Origin of the sequence: Flavobacterium okayamense, from assembly GCF_019702945.1 — a bacterium.
GTDB classification, from domain to species: domain Bacteria; phylum Bacteroidota; class Bacteroidia; order Flavobacteriales; family Flavobacteriaceae; genus Flavobacterium; species Flavobacterium okayamense.
On record NZ_AP024749.1, the window covers coordinates 1,922,408 to 1,942,890 of the forward strand.

The window sequence follows — 20,483 nt, forward strand, 5'->3', positions numbered from 1 at the left end:
GAAATCTGTACAATTTTAAATTTTAAATCATTGATTTTATGTTGTTTGCATTGTTTTTCCCAATTGTTGTATCTTTTGTTATTGGATTGTATTTACTTATATCCAAGCAGAAAATTGGTGTTTCAAAACGTGTATTGGGTGTTTTTTTCTTGTTTTTCTCTTTTGCCCTTTTTGCAATTTCATTAAATTTTATACGTTCCTTTTTAGAATCTATACAAAGTGTTTTTCCTTATGTTGAAATACTTTTTTATCCCATAATGTTGTGTTTGCCAGTATTGGTTTTTTTATATGTAAGAAGTTTCGTTTATAATAAAAATGAGCGTATTGGAAAGGAATATTTTGTGCATTTTTTTATTCCAATACAGTCTTTGTTTTTTAATTTATTACCATTTATTGAGGGAGATTTGACACCTGAAATAGTCAAAAAGCTAGATTATGCTAACTTTTTTTCACTTAAATTCACCTTTGTTTTATTGAATATTTATTACTTAGTAAATGCTTTTATTGTTTTTAAACAAAATAGTTCTAAGATTAAAGATGAATATTCTTATGCAACTGGAATTCAATTTAAATGGATGACATTCTTTGTAATAGGATATTTAGCTTTTGTATTTTGTTTTTTTCTTTTAAACCCAAATGCATCACCTTTTGTAGTGTATATTCCTTTTTTAATGGTGAGTTTTTATTTGTATTCTCAGCGATTAAATCAAAATCCTGTTGAATTGCAATTATTAAATGAAATTTTAGATGAAGATGATGGTAAAAAAGATACCAACGGACCACTTTCTGAAGAGAAAAGATTTGAAATTATTGAGAAGTTGAAGAATAGTATTGAATCCAGTCAATCATATTTAATTAATGATTTGACAATTCATGATGTAGCTAAAGATATCAAAATTAATAGTAGTTATTTGTCAAATGTTTTAAATCAAGATTTAAAAACAAACTTTGCGACTTTTATAAATTCCTACAGAATTGAAAAAGCAAAAGCAATATTATTAGACGAAAAATTCAATCAATTTACTATTGAAGCTATAAGTGAAGAAGTAGGTTTTAAATCGAAATCGTCTTTCAATAATGCATTTAAAAATTTAGTAGGCATGACACCTTCTGAATTTAAAAAGAAAAACGCTTAGATTTTACAAAGCCGGTTCGTAACTTACAATCGCTTCACGTAACCAATCAGGAATTTCAATCGACTTCCCAATGGTTGTATCAATTAAAACTTGTACGCTTTTTCCTTTTGCGTGAATCACTTCGTTGTTTTCTTTATCTAAACTTGTAATTAAATATTCAATCTCAAAGCTTTTTGAACCTAATTCAGACGTTCTAATTTTAATCGTTGGTTTGTTGGATGTAAGTTTTAATTCTTTAAAATAATCACATTCAATATGAGCAATCACAAACATGTGTTTCGTCCAATCCCATTTTGGGCAAGCAGTTGGCATATAATAACCGCGACCCATTTGAAAATATTCAAAATAATAAACATTATTCACATGATTTAAAGGATCCAAATCATTCCAACGGATGCTTAAAGGCATTGAAAATTTGAAGACGTTTGTGTTTATATTTTGCATAGTTGTGTGTATTATTCGATTGTCATCGAAATTAATTTCTTTCGGTATTCTTCTAATATGTGATACTTTGAGATAAAACCAAGGAATTTTCCTTCTTTTAATACAGGAAGCAATGTTGTTTGGCTGTTTTCAAATTTATCCATCATCGTATCAGCGGTTTCATCATACAAAATAATTTCTTTTGGTGGACGAATGATTTCTTTAACTGAAGTGTGTTTCACTTGAAATGGCGATAATATGATAGGGCGAATTTCATTTAAGCGAATAATACCAATAAGTTGTTGATTCTCATCTAAAACCGGAATTAAAATTTGGCTTGTGGTTTTTAAAACTTCAATTAATTCCTCTAAGCTATTCGATTCACGTATGCTTTTAATATCTGTAGTGATCAATTTAGAAACTTCAATGCTATTTAGCATGTTTTTATCGCGATTGTCTGTAAAAACTTCACCTTTATCGGCTAAATCTTTAATATCAAAAGCATGTGATTCAAAACGTTTGGTAATAGCAAATGAAATAGAGGAAACAATCATTAGCGGAACCATAAGGTTATAACCACCCGTAATTTCTGCAATAAGGAATATGGAAGTTAAAGGTGCATGAAACAATCCACTCAATATTCCTGCCATTCCTACTAAGGTAAAATTACTTACTGAAATATCACGGTCGATTCCAACAAGGTTTAAAAATTTAGCAAAAACAAAACCTAAATACGACCCAACAAATAAGGAAGGGGCAAAGTTTCCACCATTTCCGCCAGAACCTAAGGTTAAGCCAGTTGCATATACTTTAGCGAGCATTGTAATTCCAACGAAAACAAGTAAAACCCATCGGTTATCTTTAAAACCGCTTAGAAGAGTATTTTCTAAAATTCGTTCTGGATTATTGTTGGCTAATATTTTGATACTTTCGTAACCTTCACCAAAAAGTGTAGGGAAGAAGAAAATTAAAACGGCAAGTAAAAAGGCACCAAATAATCCTTTTTTATAAGAACTTTTGCGTTTATGAAACCATTTTTCAATACTTCTGAATGTTCTTGCATAATTAATTGAAACGAAGCCCGAAAGAATTCCTAGAAGTATGTAATATGGAATGTTATGATAATCAAAAACTTCACCTTGTTTGAAATTTAGTAAAATATCTTCATTTAAAACAATTGCCGAAACCAATGCGCCCGTTGCAGCACTAATCATAATGGGAATAAAAGCTGTAATACTAATTTCTACTAAAACAACTTCAATGGCAAACAAAACTCCAGCAATTGGAGCGTTAAACGCTGCAGCGATTCCGGCAGCGACACCACAGGCTAACAATAAAGTTCTGTCTTTATAGCTTAAGCGATAATTTTGAGCAAAATTACTTCCAAAAGCCGCTCCAGTAATTGTAATTGGCGACTCTAATCCAGCACTTCCCCCCATACCTACAGTAAAGGAACTTGTAATGATTTGGGAATACATTTGCTTACGAGGAAGAATTCCGTTTTTACGCGCAACGGCATTCATAATTTGAGCGGTTCCTTTGTGAAGTTCCCCATCGAGAACCTTTTTTACAATAAAAATAGTAAGTAAAATTCCAATTATTGGAAAAGCCGAATTTGAATAAGGTAAATGTAAAAAGCCATCAATGTATTGAGCAAATTTATAAACCCAATGGGCAAACGTTTTTAAAACAATTACCGCTAAAGCAGAAGAAATTCCGACTAAAACACAAGAAAGATAAATGAATTGTCTAGGAGAAATTAAAGACTTTACTAAAAACAAAAGACGTTCTAAACGTCTGAAAGCTTTAGTAATGAATCGAGTAAATTTCTTTCCTTTTGTTTCTGGCATTGTAGTTATTGAAACGAATTACGAGCAAAGATAAATCTTACAGAATACTTACCCAAGTTCTTTTAGTTTTTCTTTACACATTAATTGAACTTCATCCATAAAGGTAAAAAATTCCGATTCAAAGTCTGCATAATACAATCTTAACTCATTTACAGCTTTGCTTAAATCGTATCTAAACTTGATACGATGACTCATTTGCCATAAAATTCGCTCAATTCCTTCAATAGTTTGGTAAGTTTCTAACCAATTTTGTTCAATTAAATAAGGAACCATTCTTTTAGTTTTTTCTGGAAGAAACTCAAAGTTGTCCATTAATTTTCTGTAAAAATTATCTACAAAATTATGTAAAGGAATATTAGAAAATTTGTCCCAATTTTTAGCTAAAAAATAATCGTACAAAACATCCATAATCACGCCAGAATAATGTCCGTAATTTTCATGCAAGCGATGTTTGCTTAATCGATAAGTTTCGTTAGCATCGGTAAATGAATCAATTGCCCGATGCAATAAAATGCCTTTTTGAAAATCACCTTCATAATCCAAATAATCGTTACCCTTAACACTATCAGCCATGAAGTTACTGACTTTAATTATGTCGTTTTCTCCAGATAAAAAGATGTGGGCAAGGAAGTTCATTCTTAATGAAATTATAACGCTAATTTTCTCGTCAATTAGTATATTTGTTTGCAATTTAAAATTAATAACGCATAATTCATAATAGAATGACATTAATAAAATCAATTTCAGGAATACGAGGAACAATAGGAGGGAACGTTGGAGACAATTTGACACCAGTTGATGCGGTTAAATTTGCATCCGCTTACGGAACTTTCTTAAAAAATGCGAATCCGAACAAGCGTTTAAAAGTTTGTATTGGACGAGATGCTCGTATTTCGGGCCCCATGATTCATAATTTAGTAGTGAATACTTTAGTAGGATTGGGAATTGATATTGTCGATTTAGGTTTATCAACAACACCAACGGTTGAGGTGGCAGTTCCATTAGAACAAGCCGATGGTGGAATTATTTTAACAGCTTCTCATAATCCAAAACAATGGAATGCTTTAAAGTTGTTAAATGCTAAAGGTGAATTTTTAAGCGGTGCTGATGGTGCTCAAATTTTAGAAATTGCTGAAAAGGAGGCTTTTGATTTTGTTGATGTGGACTCGTTAGGTGAAGTTACCGAAAATGATGCCTACATGGATATTCACATTGATGAAGTGTTGAATTTACCTTTAGTTGATGTTGAAGTGGTGAAGCAAAAGAAATTTAAAGTGGTTGTTGATGGTGTAAATTCTTCAGGTGGAATTATAATCCCGAAAGTCTTAGAACAGATGGGCGTTGAGGTAGTGAAGTTGTATTGCGAGCCTAACGGGCATTTTCCGCATAACCCAGAACCTTTAAAAGAACATTTAGGCGATATCTGCAAACTGGTTGTAGATGAAAAAGCCGATTTCGGAATTGTAGTTGATCCAGATGTAGATCGTTTGGCTTTTATTTCAAATGATGGAGAAATGTTTGGTGAAGAATATACTTTGGTTGCCATTGCCGATTATGTATTGAGCAAAACACCTGGAAATACCGTTTCAAATATGTCTTCTTCTCGTGCGCTACGCGATATTACGGAAAAACATAATGGAAGTTACCAAGCCAGTGCGGTTGGCGAAGTAAATGTGGTTGAATTAATGAAGAAAACTAATGCTATTATTGGTGGAGAAGGAAATGGCGGAATTATTTATCCAGAGATTCATTACGGTCGCGATGCGGTTGTTGGAGTAGCGTTATTTTTAACGTATTTAGCGAACCAAGAGAAAACCGTTGCCGAATTACGTGCAAGTTACCCACAATATTACATGAGTAAAAACAAAATTGAGTTAACTCCTCAAATAGATGTGGATAATGTCCTTAAAACGATGACAGAGAAATATGCAAATGAGAATATTTCTACAATTGATGGTGTAAAAATTGATTTTCCAACAGAATGGGTACACTTACGTAAATCGAATACAGAGCCGATTATTCGTATTTATACGGAAGCTCCAACACAAGTTGCTGCCGATACTTTAGCGGTGCGTTTTGTAAGTGAATTGAAAGTTATTGCGGGGATTTAATGGATAAAAGTTTTGTCAGAAATAAAGTTATTCTTTATCATTTAAATCATTTTTTGATAACAATTATTGCTTTTTTTATAGTAAATTATTTTTTTGAAAATCAAAAGTTATCAATTTTAATTGGTGCTATTGTTGTTAATTTAATATTACTTTATGCAAACCCAAAACAATTTCTTGTCAATTTTGAAATTAATAATGATAAAGTTAACTTTAAATACATTAATAGTCATTTAAGAGAAAGTAATTTAGAAATTTCAATTAATCAATTGGAAAAATATAAAATTAAAAATGCTGGAATTATTTATAAAAATTCCGAAATCACTTTTTTTCGATCTTATAATATTGAAGATTTTATTGTTTTCAATGATGCATTAGTTTTTAGATTAGAAAAGTTTTGTAAAAAGAATAATATTAATTTAAAATGAAAAAATAGAGTGAATAGGTTTTTTTTAATTCTGATTGTTATAGTAAATTTAACAAGTTGCGCCACAAAAAAAGCTGAAATACCTTCATCTTTAGATCCAATTCATATTCAAAACACAACTAATTTTGCTAAAGAGCAGTTTGAAAGTTGTATGACTGGGAAATTTGTTCCAATAACGAAAGAAATAGCAACACCAAGAATTGTTAGAAGTTGGAATGAAAATGAAGAAAGAGAAACTTGCAAAGAAATAAATAGAAGATTTGGAGATTTAATTGAGTTTAAAATTGTACAAACAGCTGTTTATAAGGATACATATATTTATAGATATAAAGCAAACTATTCTAAGTTAGATAAACCTGCTGAAATTAGAGTTTATACAACTTTAGACCATAAAATTGATGGTTATATTATTAAAGAAGTTTGGTTAGATAAATACACTAAATTTAAACCTTCAAAAACAAAACATTAATGTTTCAAAATTCATTTTTTTATTTAATAGCTATTGGTGTCTTTTTGTACTATAAAAATATATACACCAAAAAGGCAAAAAACGAAATTGATAATTATCATTCAAAAAACAAAAAAGCTGATTCTTAAGAATCAGCTTTTTTTATTCACAATATTTTTTAAAATTATTTAAAATAGCTTGCCAACCATCTCTTTGCATAAAGATAGAATGAACGTTTTCGGGTTCAAAATTTCCGGTAACTAGTATTTTTCCATTAAATTCAATAAATTCTGTCCAAACTTTTCGTTCTCCTAAGTTAAAAGATAGTTTTTTTAATGGTATAACTTCAGTAAAGGTTCCTTCAAAATCAAATCCCATGCTTCCATCTTTAGATTCCATTCTATAAAAAAATTGCCCACCGGTTTTAGGTTCGTTATAAGCTTTTGGGCAATGCCAATCATCTGATGCAAAATTCCAATTAATTATATGTTCAGGTTTTGTATATTTTTCCCAAACTTCTTGTAAAGGTTTATCAATTAGAGTTTGTACAGTAATCAATTGTACGGTTCCATTTTCTGCATCTTCTTTAACTAACTCCAAAGCTTTAGGGAAAGTGTCATTAAAAAAATCTTCCCATTTCTCGTCAATTTTTAAAATGGTTTTAAGCGTTGTAACGCCATTTTCTTCTGATAAATAATAACTTTCTTCAGAATCTTTCCATTCGTCATTTACTTCTTGTTCTTCAGCGTTTTTAACTTCACCTAAATGATTAAAACTCATTTGAACATTGGGAATCATTTCAATTATATCAGAAAACATTCCGCTACATTCAGGTGATAAAAAATGAATTCTACTTCCTTTTTTCCAGTCAGAAACGGCAGTTGATCCTTCAGAGAAAACTTTTGTCCAGTTTTCATAATTACACTTGTTCCATAAACAAAACCAAACTTTTTCTGCAGGAGCATTTATAATTGTAGTAAATGTAATTTGCTTCATACCTTGATATTTAGAAGTATAAAGGTATTAATTATTAGTGTTTATTTTTTATTTTGCTTATTAATTTGTATTTATAGAAAGTTCTAATTCCTATAAAAAATGGAATTCGACCTCTATAGTGATCTTTATATCTGAAATTTATTAAAACTCCATCTTTTGTCGGAATTACTATCATCTCAACCATATTTAAAAAGAAATTGTTTTTTCCAAGATAAAAATAGTCATACCCAAAAAAAACTTCCCAATTTAGTTTTTCAAATAAAAGCATAAGTTGTTCTTTATTTTTTGGTTTAGATAGTTTTGTTTCAATGAATGTAAACTTTAAATTCTTATAATAAGCAATAACAATAGATATTGGTATTATAATATAAGAAATGTTTTTAAGAAGTGGAGTTATTTTAAAATCTAGTAATTCACAGACTATCATAAAAACTGATATAAATCCAAGTCCAATGAAAGTTGAAAATATTATTAACTCAAACCAAGATAAGTAATCTATGGATAAAGTTCTTTTTCTAATAGCTTTATTTAAATCAATTTTTTCACTCATAATCTAAGAACTACAACTTAGCATTGAACAACCAATTTTAGTTCGTGCCCAATCGGGACGTTTTGCAAACCATTTTTGATATTCGGGTTTTTCATCATATGGTTTTTTGAGCATTTCAAATAATTCTTCAAGTAAAGTGTAATCACCTTCATCTGCAGCTTCAATTGCTAATTGTGCCATGTAGTTGCGTAAAACATATTTTGGGTTAACTAAATTCATTTGAATGGAGCGTTCTTCATCTGAAAGTGTTTCTTCTTGTAATCTTTCCAAATAAATAGTAAACCAGTACAGCCAACTTTCCTTTACCGAATCTTTAACCGTTTCAGATATGTAAAAAGCAAAGTTGATTTTTTCTAACGCTTGTTCTGCCGTATCATTTTTTGAAACTGTAGCCAATAAACGATAGAAAATCGTCATATCCGTTTCGGTTTCGCGCAGTGTTACCAATAATTGATTTACAATCGATTCATCTGAAGTTTTTGGATTTTGTAAACCGATTTTTGTACACATCATTTTCGTAAAACCTGACTGAAACGAATTAGAATAATCTTCTAAAATAGTTTCCAAAGGTTTTACTTCTTCGATTAACGGATATAAAGCATTGGCTAATTGCAACAAATTCCAAAGTGCAATATTAGGTTGGTTCCCAAAACGATAGCGTTTCCCTTCAGCATCTGTTGTGTTCGGAGTCCAATTAGGGTTGAAATCATCCATCCAACCATACGGACCGTAATCGATGGTAATGCCATGAATCGACATATTATCGGTATTCATTACGCCATGAACAAAACCTACACGTTGCCAATGTAAAATGAGATTTTTTGTTGTTGTAGTTACTTCTTGAAAGAAATCGAGATATTTTTGTTTTCCTTCTTGCTTCTCGCTTCTCGACTCCGCTCGAAGTGACATGCTCGAAGTGACAAGATGTGGGAAATAATGTTTGATTGTAAAATCGGCAAGTTTTTTTAAGTTTTCAATATCATTTTGAGCCGAAAACAATTCGAAACTACCAAAGCGAATAAAACTTGGCGCCACTCGACAAACAATAGCACCTTTTTCAAAATCAGGATGCCCATCATATAGCACATCTCGTAAAACTTGATCACCAGTTTCTAATAAAGCGAGTGAGCGAGTAGTGGGAACGCCCAAATGATACATCGCTTCGCTGCACAAATGTTCGCGAATTGATGAACGCAAAACTGCTAAACCATCGCCACGACGGGAATAAGGTGTTTTTCCTGCGCCTTTTAGTTGTAAAGTAAAAAACTTATTTTGATGCTCAACTTCAAAAAGATTAATGGCTCTTCCATCACCCAATTGCCCAGCCCAATTACCAAATTGATGTCCGGCATAATTCATGGCAAAAGGTTGGGTGTTTTCATATACTTTTATTCCAGAAAAAACATCTAAAAAGTCTGTTGAAGCTAAATCTTCGTTTGATATGCCAACAAGAGAAGCAAGTTCTTTTGAAACGTGAATTAGTTTTGGATTGCTTGGAATTTTAGGTGTAACAAAAGAAAAACAGGCACTAGGTACCTGTCTTACTTCGTTTTTTGTATTTGGGTCAGAAGGAAGTTCTGAGATAAATCTATTTTGAATGTTTAGTTTCATCTTTTGATTTAACTTTTAATCAATCTTTGTGAAAATTTCAGTGAAGCTATTACCATCACTGGTTGTTCTAAATAAATAGCTCTTATTATCTAAGACTTTGATAATTTCTACATAATATTTTTTACCAATTTTATCTATATACTTAGGGTCATTGGAAGTTTTTAAAGTAATAGTATATCTATTGTCATTATACCAATCAATATCGTATTCTGAAATATAATCATCTAAATAATCATATTGTTTATTACCTTCTCTTTTGGTTATATTTTTTTTCCATGGCATATTATATTTAAATATACCATTTTTAAAATATTTTAAAATTAGTTTTTTTTCATTTTCTGTTAGTTGGTAATTTTCAAAATCTTTATTAATAAAACGATAACAAACAATAACCGGTAAAAAATTCATTTTACCTTGAGTAGATGTTGTTTTCCCAGATTCACTAACAGTTGTTTTTAAAGTAGAATGAATTGAAGCTTTTTTTAAAGTATCTATATCTTTGATTAAAGTACTTTCACTTGAATAAAATGAAATTTTACTTGTGTCTTTTAGTGTTGTTAGTTTTTCGAGTATCTTAGTTTCTTTAATTTCACCCCAATAATAATTAATATCAACTCCAACAAATAAATATTCAATCGTATCAACAAATTCAACATAAAGCTCTTTTGTAATAACCTTAGGTTTAGGCTTTTCTTGAGAGAAAGTTAAAATGGAAAAAAATAAAATAAATATAAGTATAAATCGCATCGTTTATTTAATTTTTTCAATTACTTCTCTAACCCATTTTATGTTGGGTTGTTGAGTTTCACACTTTTTTGCAAGTTGTGAGTCTATACTTTTTATAAAGTTATTGAAATCTTCACAATTCTTAAAGATATTAAATTCTTTGTTTTTAAAATCCCAAACAATTCCTTTTGTGTTACTTAGTGATTCCGCTAATGCGTAATTACCAGTTGCTGCAAATGTTAAACTTTCAGCCCATAAATTTATTAATTCAGATTCAACATAAAAATAATTATCTCCTCCAGATTTTACTCTAACAAAGCTTTGAGGATAGTCATTTCTCTGCGCTCGATCCGTTTTATTTCTATTATTTAAAATTGCTTTAATTTGAAAATATAAAAATCCATTATGAGAAACTGCAAAAACGTTTTTTACTTTTTTTTGTGTTTCTTTATAATAAAAGAAAGGTTCTTCACATATAACAATATTATCATCACGATAGGGTTCATTTTTATCGCCTAAAAGAACCAATTCATTTGAAGGAGTTTTGTTGATAAAGTCTTCTTTAGTGAAATAAATTCCTTCTGGATATTCAGGTTTAAATAACCTTGAAATAAGAGGAATATACTTTTCTCTAATATTAGGTTCATTTTTAAATTTAGGGTTGATATAGAGTATGTTAAGCTCTTTATCTTCAATTTTTTTAATTGTATTCGGCAAATACCTATAATCTGAGCGAGTTAAAATATTATAAAAAACTATTTCTAATCCTTCTTTTCTAAGTTTTTTAAAAGGGATTCTTTGGTTCGTAGTAATAGTTATAACTCCTTCTGCTATTGGAACTGGAATTTCCTGAGAAAATGATAAACAAGAAAAACATACAATAACTAATAAAATTGATTTTCTCATTAACCTAAAACGCATTTACAATCGCTAAGAAATCATCTGCTTTTAGAGAAGCGCCGCCAATTAAGCCTCCATCCACATCGGGTTTAGAGAAAATTTCTTTAGCGTTATCAGGTTTTACACTTCCACCATAAAGAATGGTAACTTCATCAGCTACATCATGTCCGTATACTTTTGCAATTAAATCACGAATAAATTTGTGCATTTCTTGTGCTTGTTCTGGAGAAGCAGTTTCACCAGTTCCGATAGCCCAAACTGGTTCGTAAGCCAAAACAATGTTTTTCCAATCTTTCTTTTCTAAATGGAACAAACCATCACGCAATTGGTATTCTACAATATTGAAATGATTATCTATTTGTCGGTCTTTTAATTCCTCACCAAAACAGAAAATCACACGCATTTCATGTTTCATCGCCGTGTCAACTTTACTTGCTAACAATGCATCAGTTTCATGAAAATACGCTCTACGTTCGCTATGTCCTAAAATAATTGTATTTACACCTATATCAGTTAACATATTAGCTGCAATTTCTCCAGTAAAAGCACCACCTTCCGCTTGATGCATATTTTGTGCAGCTACGGTAATGTTTTTACCAACTACAGTATCTACTGCAGTTTTCAAGTTTATAAATGTTGGCGCCACAATAACTTCACAGTTTGGTGTTCCGTTTTTTGTAATAATTTCTTGGAGTAAGGCAACAGTTTCAGAATTTGTTTTGTGCATTTTCCAGTTTCCAGCAACAATATTCTTTCTCATGTTAGTTGTTTAATTTAGTTAGTGTTTCTTCAATTTTGGCGTCATCGGCTTCAATAACTTTGTACAATGCTATTTTACCATCTTTATCTACAATCATATATCTAGGAATCCAATCTAAATTAATAGATTTTCCGAAAACACCTTTCATGCCATCAGATGTAAGATAATGTTCGCCAACTACATTATATTTTTCAATTCCTTTAATCCAAGCATCATAATTTTTATCCATGGAAATGAAAAGATAAACTAAATCTGGATGTTTTTCTTGAAGCGCTTTTACTTTTGGCATTCCACCTATACAATCAGAACACCATGAAGCCCAAACATCTATTACAACTGTTTTTCCTTTGTACTGATTAATTATTTCTTGAAATGTAATTTTTTGATTATCCTTAGATGTCATTACATTTTCTAATGCTTCTTTTGAGAATTCTTTTTTTGACTGAGCTTCACAAGAAATTAATGAGGCAGCAATCATAAATAAGTAAATAATTTTTTTCATTTTCAATTTATTGGTTTATTCAAAAATAATGAATAAAAAAGTTTTCAGTAATCGTTTAGAATTATTTTAACGTTACTCTATCGATATCGTTGAAATGTTTTTTGTCTGTAATGATTCCTTTTTCCAGAATTACAATACTTGGGTTAGCTCTTTCAATAGTTTTTAGCGTTGTTGCATCACAGAAATAATAATCGAAAGTTAAACCGAATTTCTTTTTGTATTCATCGATAACTTCTTCGCTAGATGACGTCATACCGATAACCATATAACCTTTTTCTGAAGCCATTTTATTGAATTCTTCAAGTTTTTCCATTCCTTTTTCTTTCGATTTTTTTAAATCATAAGAAATTAAAAGTGCAACTTTAGGTTCATTTAGAATTTCTTCTGTATAATCGGCACCATCTTTTTCCATAGAAAAATCGTGAATAGGAGGGACGTAACCTTGTTTGATTAGTTTGTCTTTACGGTCAACAAATTCAGCACCTTCGGGAATTTTATTTGCCATAACATCATCATAACTAATTTCAGTATCAACACCATTTACTTTATAAATGAAAACCATTTCAAACTCACTTTTTGGTGCTCCTTCTGGAATTTCCATTCCTTTTTGAATGTTCGTTCCAATTTTGTAAGCTCTAAAATCTTTAATAGGTAAATGTTGTAACACATAATACGCCATAAATAAACAAAGCGAATAAGTAGCAAAAACGGCTAAGTTTAAAGGAGTTTTTGGAAGAATTGGCTGAATATATTTCTGATTGAAAAATAATATCAATATGAAGAACAATAGTACAATATCTTTTGTAAACGATTCCCAAGGAGTTAATTTTAAAGCATCCCCAAAACAACCACAATCAGTAACTTTATTAAAATAAGCTGAATAGAAAGTTAAAAACGTGAAGAAAACTATCATAGCAAGTAAACTCCACATCGTAAATTTAGGTTTAAAACCTAAAAGAAGCATAACGCCAAGTACTACTTCAAATATAACTACAAAACAAGCTATCATTAAAGCATACGGAATTAAAAATTCCATATTTAGAACGTTTGCATTGAAATATTCTTCTAGTTTATAGGAGAAACCTACTGGATCGTTTAGTTTGATTAAACCCGATATAATAAATAATATACCAACAAGTAATCTAGAAATTTGTGTAATAATGTTTCGCATTTTTATTTTTTTTCTAAAATTAGTTTTTTAGTTCTAATTAAGCTGTCAATGAAATGTTAAGCAGTTGTTAATCGCTTAAGCTTTGCCTAAATGAATTAAAGCAAAAACAGAGTAGTTTATCATGTCCTGATAATTGGCGTCTATTCCTTCAGAAACTAAAGTCTTTCCTTTGTTATCTTCAATTTGCTTAACGCGCAATAATTTTTGTAGAATTAAATCGGTTAGGCTACTTACACGCATATCGCGCCAAGCTTCGCCATAATCATGATTTTTATCTTCCATTAATTTTTTAGTCAGACCAATTTTTTCATCGTACAATTTTACAGCTTCATCATAACTTAAATCGGGTTGCTGCGCAATTCCTTTTTCAATTTGAATTAACGCCATAATACAGTAATTGATTATTCCAATAAACTCGGAAGTTTCGTCTTCATCAACTTTACGCACTTCATTTTCTTGTAAACTGCGAATGCGTTGTGCTTTTATAAAAATTTGATCAGTTAAAGAAGGTAAACGCAAGATTCTCCAAGCGGTTCCGTAATCTTTTGTTTTTTTTGTGAACAAATCGCGACAAATCGCAATTATGCTATCATATTGTTGTGAAGTATTCTTCATTTATTCGGTATATTTGTATGAAATTTTTTCAAAAATAAAGAATAAACAATTAAGATTGAAGCATTCTCTGTAAAGATTTCATTTTTGAGAGAATTTTGAAGTTGTTCTCGACTCCGCTCGAACTGACAACTGTTAACCATTAACTGTTGACTAATAAATGACAATTAATTGTAAAGGTAATTTAATCGATTTATCAGTTCCCAAAGTAATGGGAATTTTAAATTGTACCCCTGACTCATTTTTTGATGGAGGAAAGTATAAAAGTGAATCTGATATCTTACAACAAGTTGAGAAGATGTTAGATGAAGGTGCTACTTTTATTGATATAGGCGCCTATTCTAGTAAACCTGGAGCCGATTTTGTTTCGGAAGATGAAGAGTTACAACGATTGTTACCAATTATAGATTTGGTTTTAAAGCATTTTCCAGAAACTTTACTTTCTGTTGATACCTTTAGAAGTAACGTAGCTCAAAATGCAATTGAAAATGGCGCCGCAGTCGTAAATGATATTTCCGCAGGAATGTTAGATGAAGACATGCTAGAAACAGTAGCAAAATTGCAAGTTCCTTATGTAATGATGCACATGAAGGGAAATCCGCAAACGATGCAATCCTTGGCTAATTACGAAGATGTAGTTAAGGAAATGATGTTTTATTTTTCGGAACGCATTAATAAAGCCAGAAATTTTGGTTTAAACGATATAATTATCGATCCTGGATTTGGTTTTGCAAAAACAGTTGAACAAAATTATGAAGTACTTCAAAAATTAGACTATTTCAATATTTTGGAATTACCACTTTTAGTTGGTATTTCTCGAAAATCGATGATTTATAAAACTCTAGAAAATTCACCTCAAGAGGCTTTAAACGGAACTACTATTTTAAATACAATTGCTTTACAAAGAGGAGCTAATATTCTTCGCGTCCATGATGTTAAGCAAGCTGTAGAATGTGTAAAATTAGTCCAAAAAATAACTAAATAAAATGAAAAAAATCATAGTACTATTTTCTGCATTAAGTTTATTTTCTTGTAAACAAGAAGATGTTCAATTAGCAAAAGCAGATGTTTCAGTAATGACTGATATTCAAGATCATTCGCCAGTTTATATGTTTTTTAGAGAAAATGAAAAAGATACTGTTGTAGAAGTTAATAAAAACAATACAATAGGAACTACAAATTGGATTTTCAATATAGACAAGCGTTTGCCATTACATGCTTTAATTCCAGATTTGGCAAAACTTCAAGATAAAAAGAAAAATGGAATGCACAAAAAAGAAGGAACAATTAATGTGTTTTCTTATGCCGATAGTTTACACCAAAACCTTGCTTTTTTACCTTTTGATGATGTTCGTTTTTTTTACGATAAAGACTTTTCAAAATTCTATATAAAAGATCATGCAGAATTATATATGTCATATGATAACTTCACTATTAATTTTAAGAAAAATGGAAAAGTTACCGTAGATGGACATGCAATTGACAAAAATGAATTGGTCAGCTACATTAAAGATTTTTCTGAATTTATGAGTGATGGAAAACCAATTATTTTACACTTAAATTTTGATAAACATTTAACATTCAACGATTATATTCAAAATAAATTGATGTTGTGGAAAATCACGTCAGATAAAATCCAGTTTTCATCCTATGAGTTTATTTATGATGAAACTAAACTTCCTGAATGTGGTTGTGAATTATAAATAAAAAAATCCCGCAAATAGCGGGATTTTTTTTGATGCTATTTTTAACTATTATTTAAACTCAGACATTGAATCGTCTTTAGAGCTTGTTTCGCTAGTTTTCTTTTTAGGCATTTTTTTAGAAAATAATTTTTCAATTTGCTCTAAGCTAAATTCTTTTGAAGCACCTGTACTTCCATAAGATTTATTACTTGTTAAAAATTGAACATAGGTTCTATCTAAACTTTTTCTAGAGTAATGTAACCATACATACTCATTAGGTAATTCTAATTTAATGTCTAATAAAGGATCACTGGTAAAACCTTCAACAATGATTTGATGTAAGCTTTCGTAATCGTTATTTAAGTCTCTAAAAGAAAATGATTTTACAGAATTGTCTTCTGCTTCGGTGTTTTTGTAAAAGAACGTTAGATTATCACCTTCATTTTGAATGTAAATATCATTGTTTCCAACATGTCCTAATTTAATAACAGGAATTCTGTCAATAACTTTTATTTGAGAAAATCCTAAACCTGAAACAAGAAGTACTAAACTTAATATAATTTTTTTCATGATAAATAGTTGGTTAAGTATGATTATGTCGCTAATATATTATAATTAATTATAATATTCAAAAAGGTTTTCGATAATTTAATCGAAACTTATTATTGATGGTGATAAGGTTCGTTACGAAGTATAGTAAAACTCCTATAAATCTGCTCAATTACAAACAATCGAACCATTTGATGAGAAAATGTCATTTGTGAGAGTGATACTTTACCTTGAGCTGCTTTGTAAACGGCTTCGCTAAATCCATACGGACCGCCAATGACGAAAACTAAGGTTTTAATTCCGGCATTCATTTTCTTTTGTAAAAACTCAGAGAAACCAACACTTGAAAACTCTTTTCCGTTTTCGTCAAGTAGAATTAATTGGTCTGTTGGCGCAAGTTTTGAAAGAATTAATTCGCCTTCTTTTTCTTTTTGTTGGGCTTCGCTTAAATTCTTTACGTTTTTAATATCGGGAATAATTTCTAAATCAAACTTTACATAGAAACCCAAACGCTTCGTGTACTCATCAATCAATGATTGTAAGTTCTTGTTATCGGTTTTTCCTATAGCTAAAAGTTTGATGTTCATTTGGTTGATTTGTTAATTTGAAGATTAATAAGGGGCGTTTGTGAAAAAATTAGAAGAAGTTTTTTTAGTTAAATTAATTTCTCCATGTACGTAATTACAACCACCACCAATATTTCTTATCCAAGTATTTTTCCATCTCTTGTCTCTAAGATTTTCTTTTAAAAGAAGCTGAATTGAAACCACTTTTTCTTTACTAAAATTATCAAAATGACCGCAATACTGAATTACGTAATCTTCAATATTAATTTGATTGTCAGGTTCGCATTTAAATAATTCTTGTTCAGAATTCAAATAAATATTTAAATTTTTTATCCCGTGTTTAGTTAAACTATCAGTAATTAAAATCTCATTCTTTGTTAAATCAAAAGTATCTTTTTGAAATTCATCACATACCAATGAAATGTAATCTTCACCTTCAGAGTTTTGCAATAGTTTTTCAGAAATTATTTCATCATTTTTTTTACAAGAAAAAAATAAGAACAAAATTGGTAAAATATATATAACTTTCATCTTCAAATTAACAAATTTTCAAATCCTCAAATTAACTCAATTTCTCTTTCAAATAAATTCCTGTTACCGAATTTTTATTTTTTACAATTTCTTCTGGTGTGCCAAAAGCAACTAATTTCCCACCATTTTCACCACCTTCTGGGCCAATATCAATAATATAATCGGCGCATTTAATCAAATCTAAATTGTGTTCGATTACAATAATCGAATGTCCTTTTTCAATTAACGCTTCAAAAGAAGTTAGCAATTTTTTAATATCGTGAAAATGTAATCCAGTTGTAGGTTCGTCAAAAACGAATAAGGCTTTGTCTTTAATCGTCCCTTTTACTAAGAAAGAAGCCAATTTTATACGTTGTGCTTCACCACCAGAAAGGGTAGAAGAGGACTGGCCCAATTGCACATAGCCTAAACCAACATCTTGTAAGGGTTGTAATTTTTGAGTAATCTTAGTTTGTTTATGTTCTCCAAAGAATTCCAGAGCTTCATCGATTGTCATTTTCAAAACATCGTCAATGTTTTTGTTTTCAAAAGTTACTTCAAGTACTTCTTTTTTAAAGCGTTTTCCATGACAAGTTTCACATTCCAAGTGAACATCAGCCATAAATTGCATTTCAATCGTAACTTCTCCATCACCTTTACACGTTTCGCAACGTCCACCATCTACATTAAATGAAAAATGTTTTGCTTGATAACCTCTTAATTTAGAAACCGCTTGTTTTGAAAACAAATCACGAATATCGTCATAGGCTTTTATATACGTAACCGGATTAGAACGCGAACTTCTTCCAATTGGATTTTGGTCCACATATTCAATATGTTTTACATTGGAATAGTTTCCTTTCAGTTCAGAAAATTGTCCGGCTTTTTCGCCAACACCTTCTAAATGTTTTTGAATTGCTGGGAATAATATTTTCTTAACTAATGTACTTTTACCACTTCCCGAAACTCCTGTAATAACAGTTAAACAGTCTAATGGAAACGTAAAATCTTGATTTTTTAAGTTATTTTCACGCGCACCAATTACATCAATATGATGCTTGAATTTACGTCGCTTTTTAGGAACTTCAATTTGTTGTTTTCCACTTAAATAATTCGATGTAAGCGTATCGGCTTTTAAAATTTCATCATAGGTTCCTTGTGCGACTAAATTTCCACCATGTGTTCCCGCTTCAGGACCGATATCAATAATCATATCGGCAGCTTTCATGATATCTTCGTCGTGCTCAACAACAATTACTGTATTGCCTAAATCACGCAAATTTTTTAAAACATGAATTAAACGTTCTGTATCTTTTGGATGTAGACCAATACTTGGTTCGTCTAAAATATACATCGAACCTACTAAACTACTTCCTAATGATGTTGCCAGATTTATACGTTGCGATTCTCCACCAGAAAGTGTAGCCGAATTTCTGTTTAATGTTAAATAGCTCAAACCAACATCTGAAAGAAAAGCCAATCGGTTATTAATTTCAATTAAAAGTCGTTTGGCAACTTTAGCGTCGTATTCGTTTAATTCCAAATTTTTGAAAAACGGAATTAATTTTACAATTGGCAAATCCACTAAATTTGAAATAGTTTCACCACCAACTTTTACATAATTAGCTTCTTGACGTAAACGTTTCCCTTTACAAACGGTACATTTTGTTTTACCGCGATAACGCGACAATAACACACGGTTTTGAATTTTATAATTTTTTTCCTCTAATTCGGTAAAGAAATCATTTAAACCAGTAAAATATTGATTTCCTTCCCAAATTAAAGCTTTTTGCTCATCCGAAAGTTCGAAATAGGGTTTATGAATCGGGAAATCAAATTTATAAGCATTATTCACCAATTGATCACGATACCAACTCATACTTTCGCCGCGCCATGGATAAATAGCATTTTCATAAACAGAAAGTGCTGTGTTTGGAATCACTAATTCATCATCAATTCCAATTACATTTCCATAGCCTTCACATTTAGGACAAGCTCCATAAGGATTGTTAAAACTGAACAAGTGAATGTTTGGTTCTAAAAATGAAATACCATCTAATTCAAAACGGTTATTAAATTCAAATCTTTTATTTGTATTTAATTCTTGTAAATAACATTCTCCTTTTCCTTCAAAAAAAGCCGTTTGAATAGCATCTGCTAAACGATTGTAAAACTCTTCATCGTCTTTAACTACAATTCTATCAATAATTAAAAGTATGTCTTTATCGTCTAACGAATGTTGGTCAATTGTATCTAACCGAACCATTTCATTGTCTACTAAAATACGTGCAAACCCTTGTTGAAGAAGTACTTTTAGTTTGTCTTCTAAAGCTCTACCTTTTTCTAAGTGGATAGGAGCGAGCAACAACCATTTAGAATCTAATTCGAAGGTTTTTACTAACTCAATAACATCGGTAACCGTATTCTTTTTAACTTCTTGACCAGAGATTGGAGAATAAGTTTTCCCAATTCTTGCAAAAAGTAATTTCATATAATCATAAATCTCAGTCGATGTGCCAACTGTCGAACGTGCATTTGTCGTATTAACTTTTTGCTCGATAGCAATTGCAGGAGCAATTCCTTTAATGTATTCAACTTTTGGTTTGTCTAAACGACCTAAAAATTGACGCGCATAACTCGATAAACTTTCCACATATCTACGTTGGCCTTCAGCATAAAGTGTGTCAAACGCTAAACTTGATTTACCTGAACCCGAAAGTCCAGTAATAACAACAAGTTTATTTCTAGGAATAGCAACATCAATATTTTTAAGGTTATGGAGTTGCGCACCTTTTATAAGTATATTTTTTTTTGGTTCTAGTTTAGAAAAGTCGGTTGTGTTCATTGTTTTTTGTAAGATGTGCAAAATTAAGAATTTTTAAGGCTTTTCACTAATCGAAATGTAAAGTTATTTTAGCGAAGAATTAAATAAATTGGGTTAAATACAAAGCTT

22 protein-coding genes are annotated in these 20,483 nt (G+C 30.4%); 6 read left to right on the forward strand and 16 right to left on the reverse strand.

Translation table 11 applies throughout. The annotated features are described in order from the left end of the window. The first annotated feature begins 38 nt into the window (after window positions 1–38). Window positions 39–1,136: a helix-turn-helix domain-containing protein gene (locus tag KK2020170_RS08890; RefSeq protein ID WP_221257983.1), complete on the forward strand. Its 1,098-nt coding sequence runs from the start codon at window positions 39–41 to the stop codon at window positions 1,134–1,136. 3 nt (window positions 1,137–1,139) lie between these two features. Here KK2020170_RS08890 and KK2020170_RS08895 read toward each other — a convergent pair whose 3' ends face one another. Genes KK2020170_RS08895 through KK2020170_RS08905 form a run of 3 tightly spaced genes read right to left on the reverse strand, consistent with a single transcriptional unit; the run spans window position 1,140 to window position 4,045 of the window. Then, window positions 1,140–1,580, reverse strand: coding sequence for an acyl-CoA thioesterase (locus tag KK2020170_RS08895; RefSeq protein WP_255567303.1), 441 nt, complete (start codon window positions 1,578–1,580; stop codon window positions 1,140–1,142). 11 nt (window positions 1,581–1,591) lie between these two features. Then, the gene (locus tag KK2020170_RS08900; protein WP_221257984.1) at window positions 1,592–3,409 is read right to left on the reverse strand and encodes a chloride channel protein; all 1,818 of its coding nucleotides are present in this window, start codon (window positions 3,407–3,409) and stop codon (window positions 1,592–1,594) included. Window positions 3,410–3,457: 48 nt separating this feature from the next. Next, complete coding sequence (locus KK2020170_RS08905; protein ID WP_221257985.1) at window positions 3,458–4,045, reverse strand: acyl carrier protein phosphodiesterase; 588 nt, start codon at window positions 4,043–4,045, stop codon at window positions 3,458–3,460. An 86-nt stretch (window positions 4,046–4,131) separates the two neighbouring features. Between KK2020170_RS08905 and glmM the strand changes: the two genes are divergently transcribed. The 3 genes from glmM to KK2020170_RS08920 are packed head-to-tail and all read left to right on the forward strand — an operon-like array spanning window position 4,132 to window position 6,413. Beyond that, on the forward strand, window positions 4,132–5,520 hold the full coding sequence (glmM, locus tag KK2020170_RS08910; protein WP_221257986.1) for a phosphoglucosamine mutase: 1,389 nt from the start codon (window positions 4,132–4,134) through the stop codon (window positions 5,518–5,520). Window positions 5,521–5,573: 53 nt separating this feature from the next. After that, a complete protein-coding gene (locus KK2020170_RS08915) occupies window positions 5,574–5,945 on the forward strand; it encodes a hypothetical protein (RefSeq protein ID WP_221257987.1) in 372 nt (123 codons plus the stop codon). Window positions 5,946–5,954: 9 nt separating this feature from the next. Then, window positions 5,955–6,413 carry a hypothetical protein gene (locus KK2020170_RS08920; RefSeq protein ID WP_221257988.1) on the forward strand — a complete coding sequence of 153 codons (459 nt, stop codon included), beginning with the start codon at window positions 5,955–5,957 and terminating at the stop codon, window positions 6,411–6,413. Between the two features lie 141 nt (window positions 6,414–6,554). Here the strand turns inward: KK2020170_RS08920 and KK2020170_RS08925 are convergent, their stop codons facing one another. The 9 genes from KK2020170_RS08925 to KK2020170_RS08965 all read right to left on the reverse strand — a co-directional run bounded on the left by KK2020170_RS08925 (window position 6,555) and on the right by KK2020170_RS08965 (window position 14,223). Further along, the gene (locus KK2020170_RS08925; RefSeq protein WP_255567304.1) at window positions 6,555–7,388 is read right to left on the reverse strand and encodes an SRPBCC domain-containing protein; all 834 of its coding nucleotides are present in this window, start codon (window positions 7,386–7,388) and stop codon (window positions 6,555–6,557) included. A gap of 34 nt (window positions 7,389–7,422) precedes the next feature. Continuing rightward, window positions 7,423–7,938, reverse strand: coding sequence for a hypothetical protein (locus KK2020170_RS08930; protein WP_221257989.1), 516 nt, complete (start codon window positions 7,936–7,938; stop codon window positions 7,423–7,425). Window positions 7,939–7,941: 3 nt separating this feature from the next. Beyond that, entirely contained in the window at window positions 7,942–9,549 is a 1,608-nt protein-coding gene (locus KK2020170_RS08935; RefSeq protein ID WP_221257990.1) for a protein adenylyltransferase SelO, read from the reverse strand. A 15-nt stretch (window positions 9,550–9,564) separates the two neighbouring features. Next, window positions 9,565–10,296 carry a hypothetical protein gene (locus tag KK2020170_RS08940; RefSeq protein WP_221257991.1) on the reverse strand — a complete coding sequence of 244 codons (732 nt, stop codon included), beginning with the start codon at window positions 10,294–10,296 and terminating at the stop codon, window positions 9,565–9,567. Between the two features lie 3 nt (window positions 10,297–10,299). Next, window positions 10,300–11,181 carry a hypothetical protein gene (locus tag KK2020170_RS08945; protein ID WP_221257992.1) on the reverse strand — a complete coding sequence of 294 codons (882 nt, stop codon included), beginning with the start codon at window positions 11,179–11,181 and terminating at the stop codon, window positions 10,300–10,302. Window positions 11,182–11,185: 4 nt separating this feature from the next. Further along, the gene (gene tpiA, locus KK2020170_RS08950; protein ID WP_221257993.1) at window positions 11,186–11,935 is read right to left on the reverse strand and encodes a triose-phosphate isomerase; all 750 of its coding nucleotides are present in this window, start codon (window positions 11,933–11,935) and stop codon (window positions 11,186–11,188) included. Window position 11,936: 1 nt separating this feature from the next. Beyond that, the gene (locus tag KK2020170_RS08955; protein ID WP_221257994.1) at window positions 11,937–12,437 is read right to left on the reverse strand and encodes a TlpA family protein disulfide reductase; all 501 of its coding nucleotides are present in this window, start codon (window positions 12,435–12,437) and stop codon (window positions 11,937–11,939) included. A 61-nt stretch (window positions 12,438–12,498) separates the two neighbouring features. Continuing rightward, complete coding sequence (locus KK2020170_RS08960; protein ID WP_221257995.1) at window positions 12,499–13,608, reverse strand: BT_3928 family protein; 1,110 nt, start codon at window positions 13,606–13,608, stop codon at window positions 12,499–12,501. 75 nt (window positions 13,609–13,683) lie between these two features. Continuing rightward, window positions 13,684–14,223, reverse strand: coding sequence for a DUF1599 domain-containing protein (locus KK2020170_RS08965; protein ID WP_221257996.1), 540 nt, complete (start codon window positions 14,221–14,223; stop codon window positions 13,684–13,686). 157 nt (window positions 14,224–14,380) lie between these two features. Here KK2020170_RS08965 and folP point away from each other — a divergent pair, with 157 nt between their 5' ends. Further along, window positions 14,381–15,205: a dihydropteroate synthase gene (gene folP / locus KK2020170_RS08970; RefSeq protein WP_221257998.1), complete on the forward strand. Its 825-nt coding sequence runs from the start codon at window positions 14,381–14,383 to the stop codon at window positions 15,203–15,205. A 1-nt stretch (window position 15,206) separates the two neighbouring features. Next, on the forward strand, window positions 15,207–15,923 hold the full coding sequence (locus tag KK2020170_RS08975) for a hypothetical protein (protein ID WP_221257999.1): 717 nt from the start codon (window positions 15,207–15,209) through the stop codon (window positions 15,921–15,923). 51 nt (window positions 15,924–15,974) lie between these two features. On the opposite strand, the gene KK2020170_RS08980 is transcribed toward KK2020170_RS08975, so the two are convergent. The 4 genes from KK2020170_RS08980 to uvrA form a co-directional block, all read right to left on the reverse strand. Further along, a complete protein-coding gene (locus KK2020170_RS08980; protein ID WP_221258000.1) occupies window positions 15,975–16,475 on the reverse strand; it encodes a hypothetical protein in 501 nt (166 codons plus the stop codon). A 92-nt stretch (window positions 16,476–16,567) separates the two neighbouring features. Beyond that, on the reverse strand, window positions 16,568–17,041 hold the full coding sequence (gene rlmH / locus KK2020170_RS08985; protein ID WP_221258001.1) for a 23S rRNA (pseudouridine(1915)-N(3))-methyltransferase RlmH: 474 nt from the start codon (window positions 17,039–17,041) through the stop codon (window positions 16,568–16,570). 24 nt (window positions 17,042–17,065) lie between these two features. Next, window positions 17,066–17,551 (reverse strand): hypothetical protein, encoded by a 486-nt coding sequence (locus KK2020170_RS08990; RefSeq protein ID WP_221258002.1) that lies wholly within the window; start codon window positions 17,549–17,551, stop codon window positions 17,066–17,068. 31 nt (window positions 17,552–17,582) lie between these two features. Beyond that, window positions 17,583–20,375: an excinuclease ABC subunit UvrA gene (gene uvrA / locus KK2020170_RS08995; RefSeq protein ID WP_221258003.1), complete on the reverse strand. Its 2,793-nt coding sequence runs from the start codon at window positions 20,373–20,375 to the stop codon at window positions 17,583–17,585. Window positions 20,376–20,483 lie beyond the last annotated feature (108 nt).

Coding starts and splice junctions, on each gene's coding strand:
- KK2020170_RS08890 (WP_221257983.1), top strand. CDS start 39: ATGTTGTTTGCATTGTTTTTCCCAATTGTTGTATCTTTTGTTATTGGA.
- KK2020170_RS08895 (WP_255567303.1), bottom strand. CDS start 1,580: ATGCAAAATATAAACACAAACGTCTTCAAATTTTCAATGCCTTTAAGC.
- KK2020170_RS08900 (WP_221257984.1), bottom strand. CDS start 3,409: ATGCCAGAAACAAAAGGAAAGAAATTTACTCGATTCATTACTAAAGCT.
- KK2020170_RS08905 (WP_221257985.1), bottom strand. CDS start 4,045: ATGAACTTCCTTGCCCACATCTTTTTATCTGGAGAAAACGACATAATT.
- glmM (WP_221257986.1), top strand. CDS start 4,132: ATGACATTAATAAAATCAATTTCAGGAATACGAGGAACAATAGGAGGG.
- KK2020170_RS08925 (WP_255567304.1), bottom strand. CDS start 7,388: ATGAAGCAAATTACATTTACTACAATTATAAATGCTCCTGCAGAAAAA.
- KK2020170_RS08930 (WP_221257989.1), bottom strand. CDS start 7,938: ATGAGTGAAAAAATTGATTTAAATAAAGCTATTAGAAAAAGAACTTTA.
- KK2020170_RS08935 (WP_221257990.1), bottom strand. CDS start 9,549: ATGAAACTAAACATTCAAAATAGATTTATCTCAGAACTTCCTTCTGAC.
- KK2020170_RS08940 (WP_221257991.1), bottom strand. CDS start 10,296: ATGCGATTTATACTTATATTTATTTTATTTTTTTCCATTTTAACTTTC.
- KK2020170_RS08945 (WP_221257992.1), bottom strand. CDS start 11,181: ATGAGAAAATCAATTTTATTAGTTATTGTATGTTTTTCTTGTTTATCA.
- tpiA (WP_221257993.1), bottom strand. CDS start 11,935: ATGAGAAAGAATATTGTTGCTGGAAACTGGAAAATGCACAAAACAAAT.
- KK2020170_RS08955 (WP_221257994.1), bottom strand. CDS start 12,437: ATGAAAAAAATTATTTACTTATTTATGATTGCTGCCTCATTAATTTCT.
- KK2020170_RS08960 (WP_221257995.1), bottom strand. CDS start 13,608: ATGCGAAACATTATTACACAAATTTCTAGATTACTTGTTGGTATATTA.
- KK2020170_RS08965 (WP_221257996.1), bottom strand. CDS start 14,223: ATGAAGAATACTTCACAACAATATGATAGCATAATTGCGATTTGTCGC.
- folP (WP_221257998.1), top strand. CDS start 14,381: ATGACAATTAATTGTAAAGGTAATTTAATCGATTTATCAGTTCCCAAA.
- KK2020170_RS08975 (WP_221257999.1), top strand. CDS start 15,207: ATGAAAAAAATCATAGTACTATTTTCTGCATTAAGTTTATTTTCTTGT.
- KK2020170_RS08980 (WP_221258000.1), bottom strand. CDS start 16,475: ATGAAAAAAATTATATTAAGTTTAGTACTTCTTGTTTCAGGTTTAGGA.
- rlmH (WP_221258001.1), bottom strand. CDS start 17,041: ATGAACATCAAACTTTTAGCTATAGGAAAAACCGATAACAAGAACTTA.
- KK2020170_RS08990 (WP_221258002.1), bottom strand. CDS start 17,551: ATGAAAGTTATATATATTTTACCAATTTTGTTCTTATTTTTTTCTTGT.
- uvrA (WP_221258003.1), bottom strand. CDS start 20,375: ATGAACACAACCGACTTTTCTAAACTAGAACCAAAAAAAAATATACTT.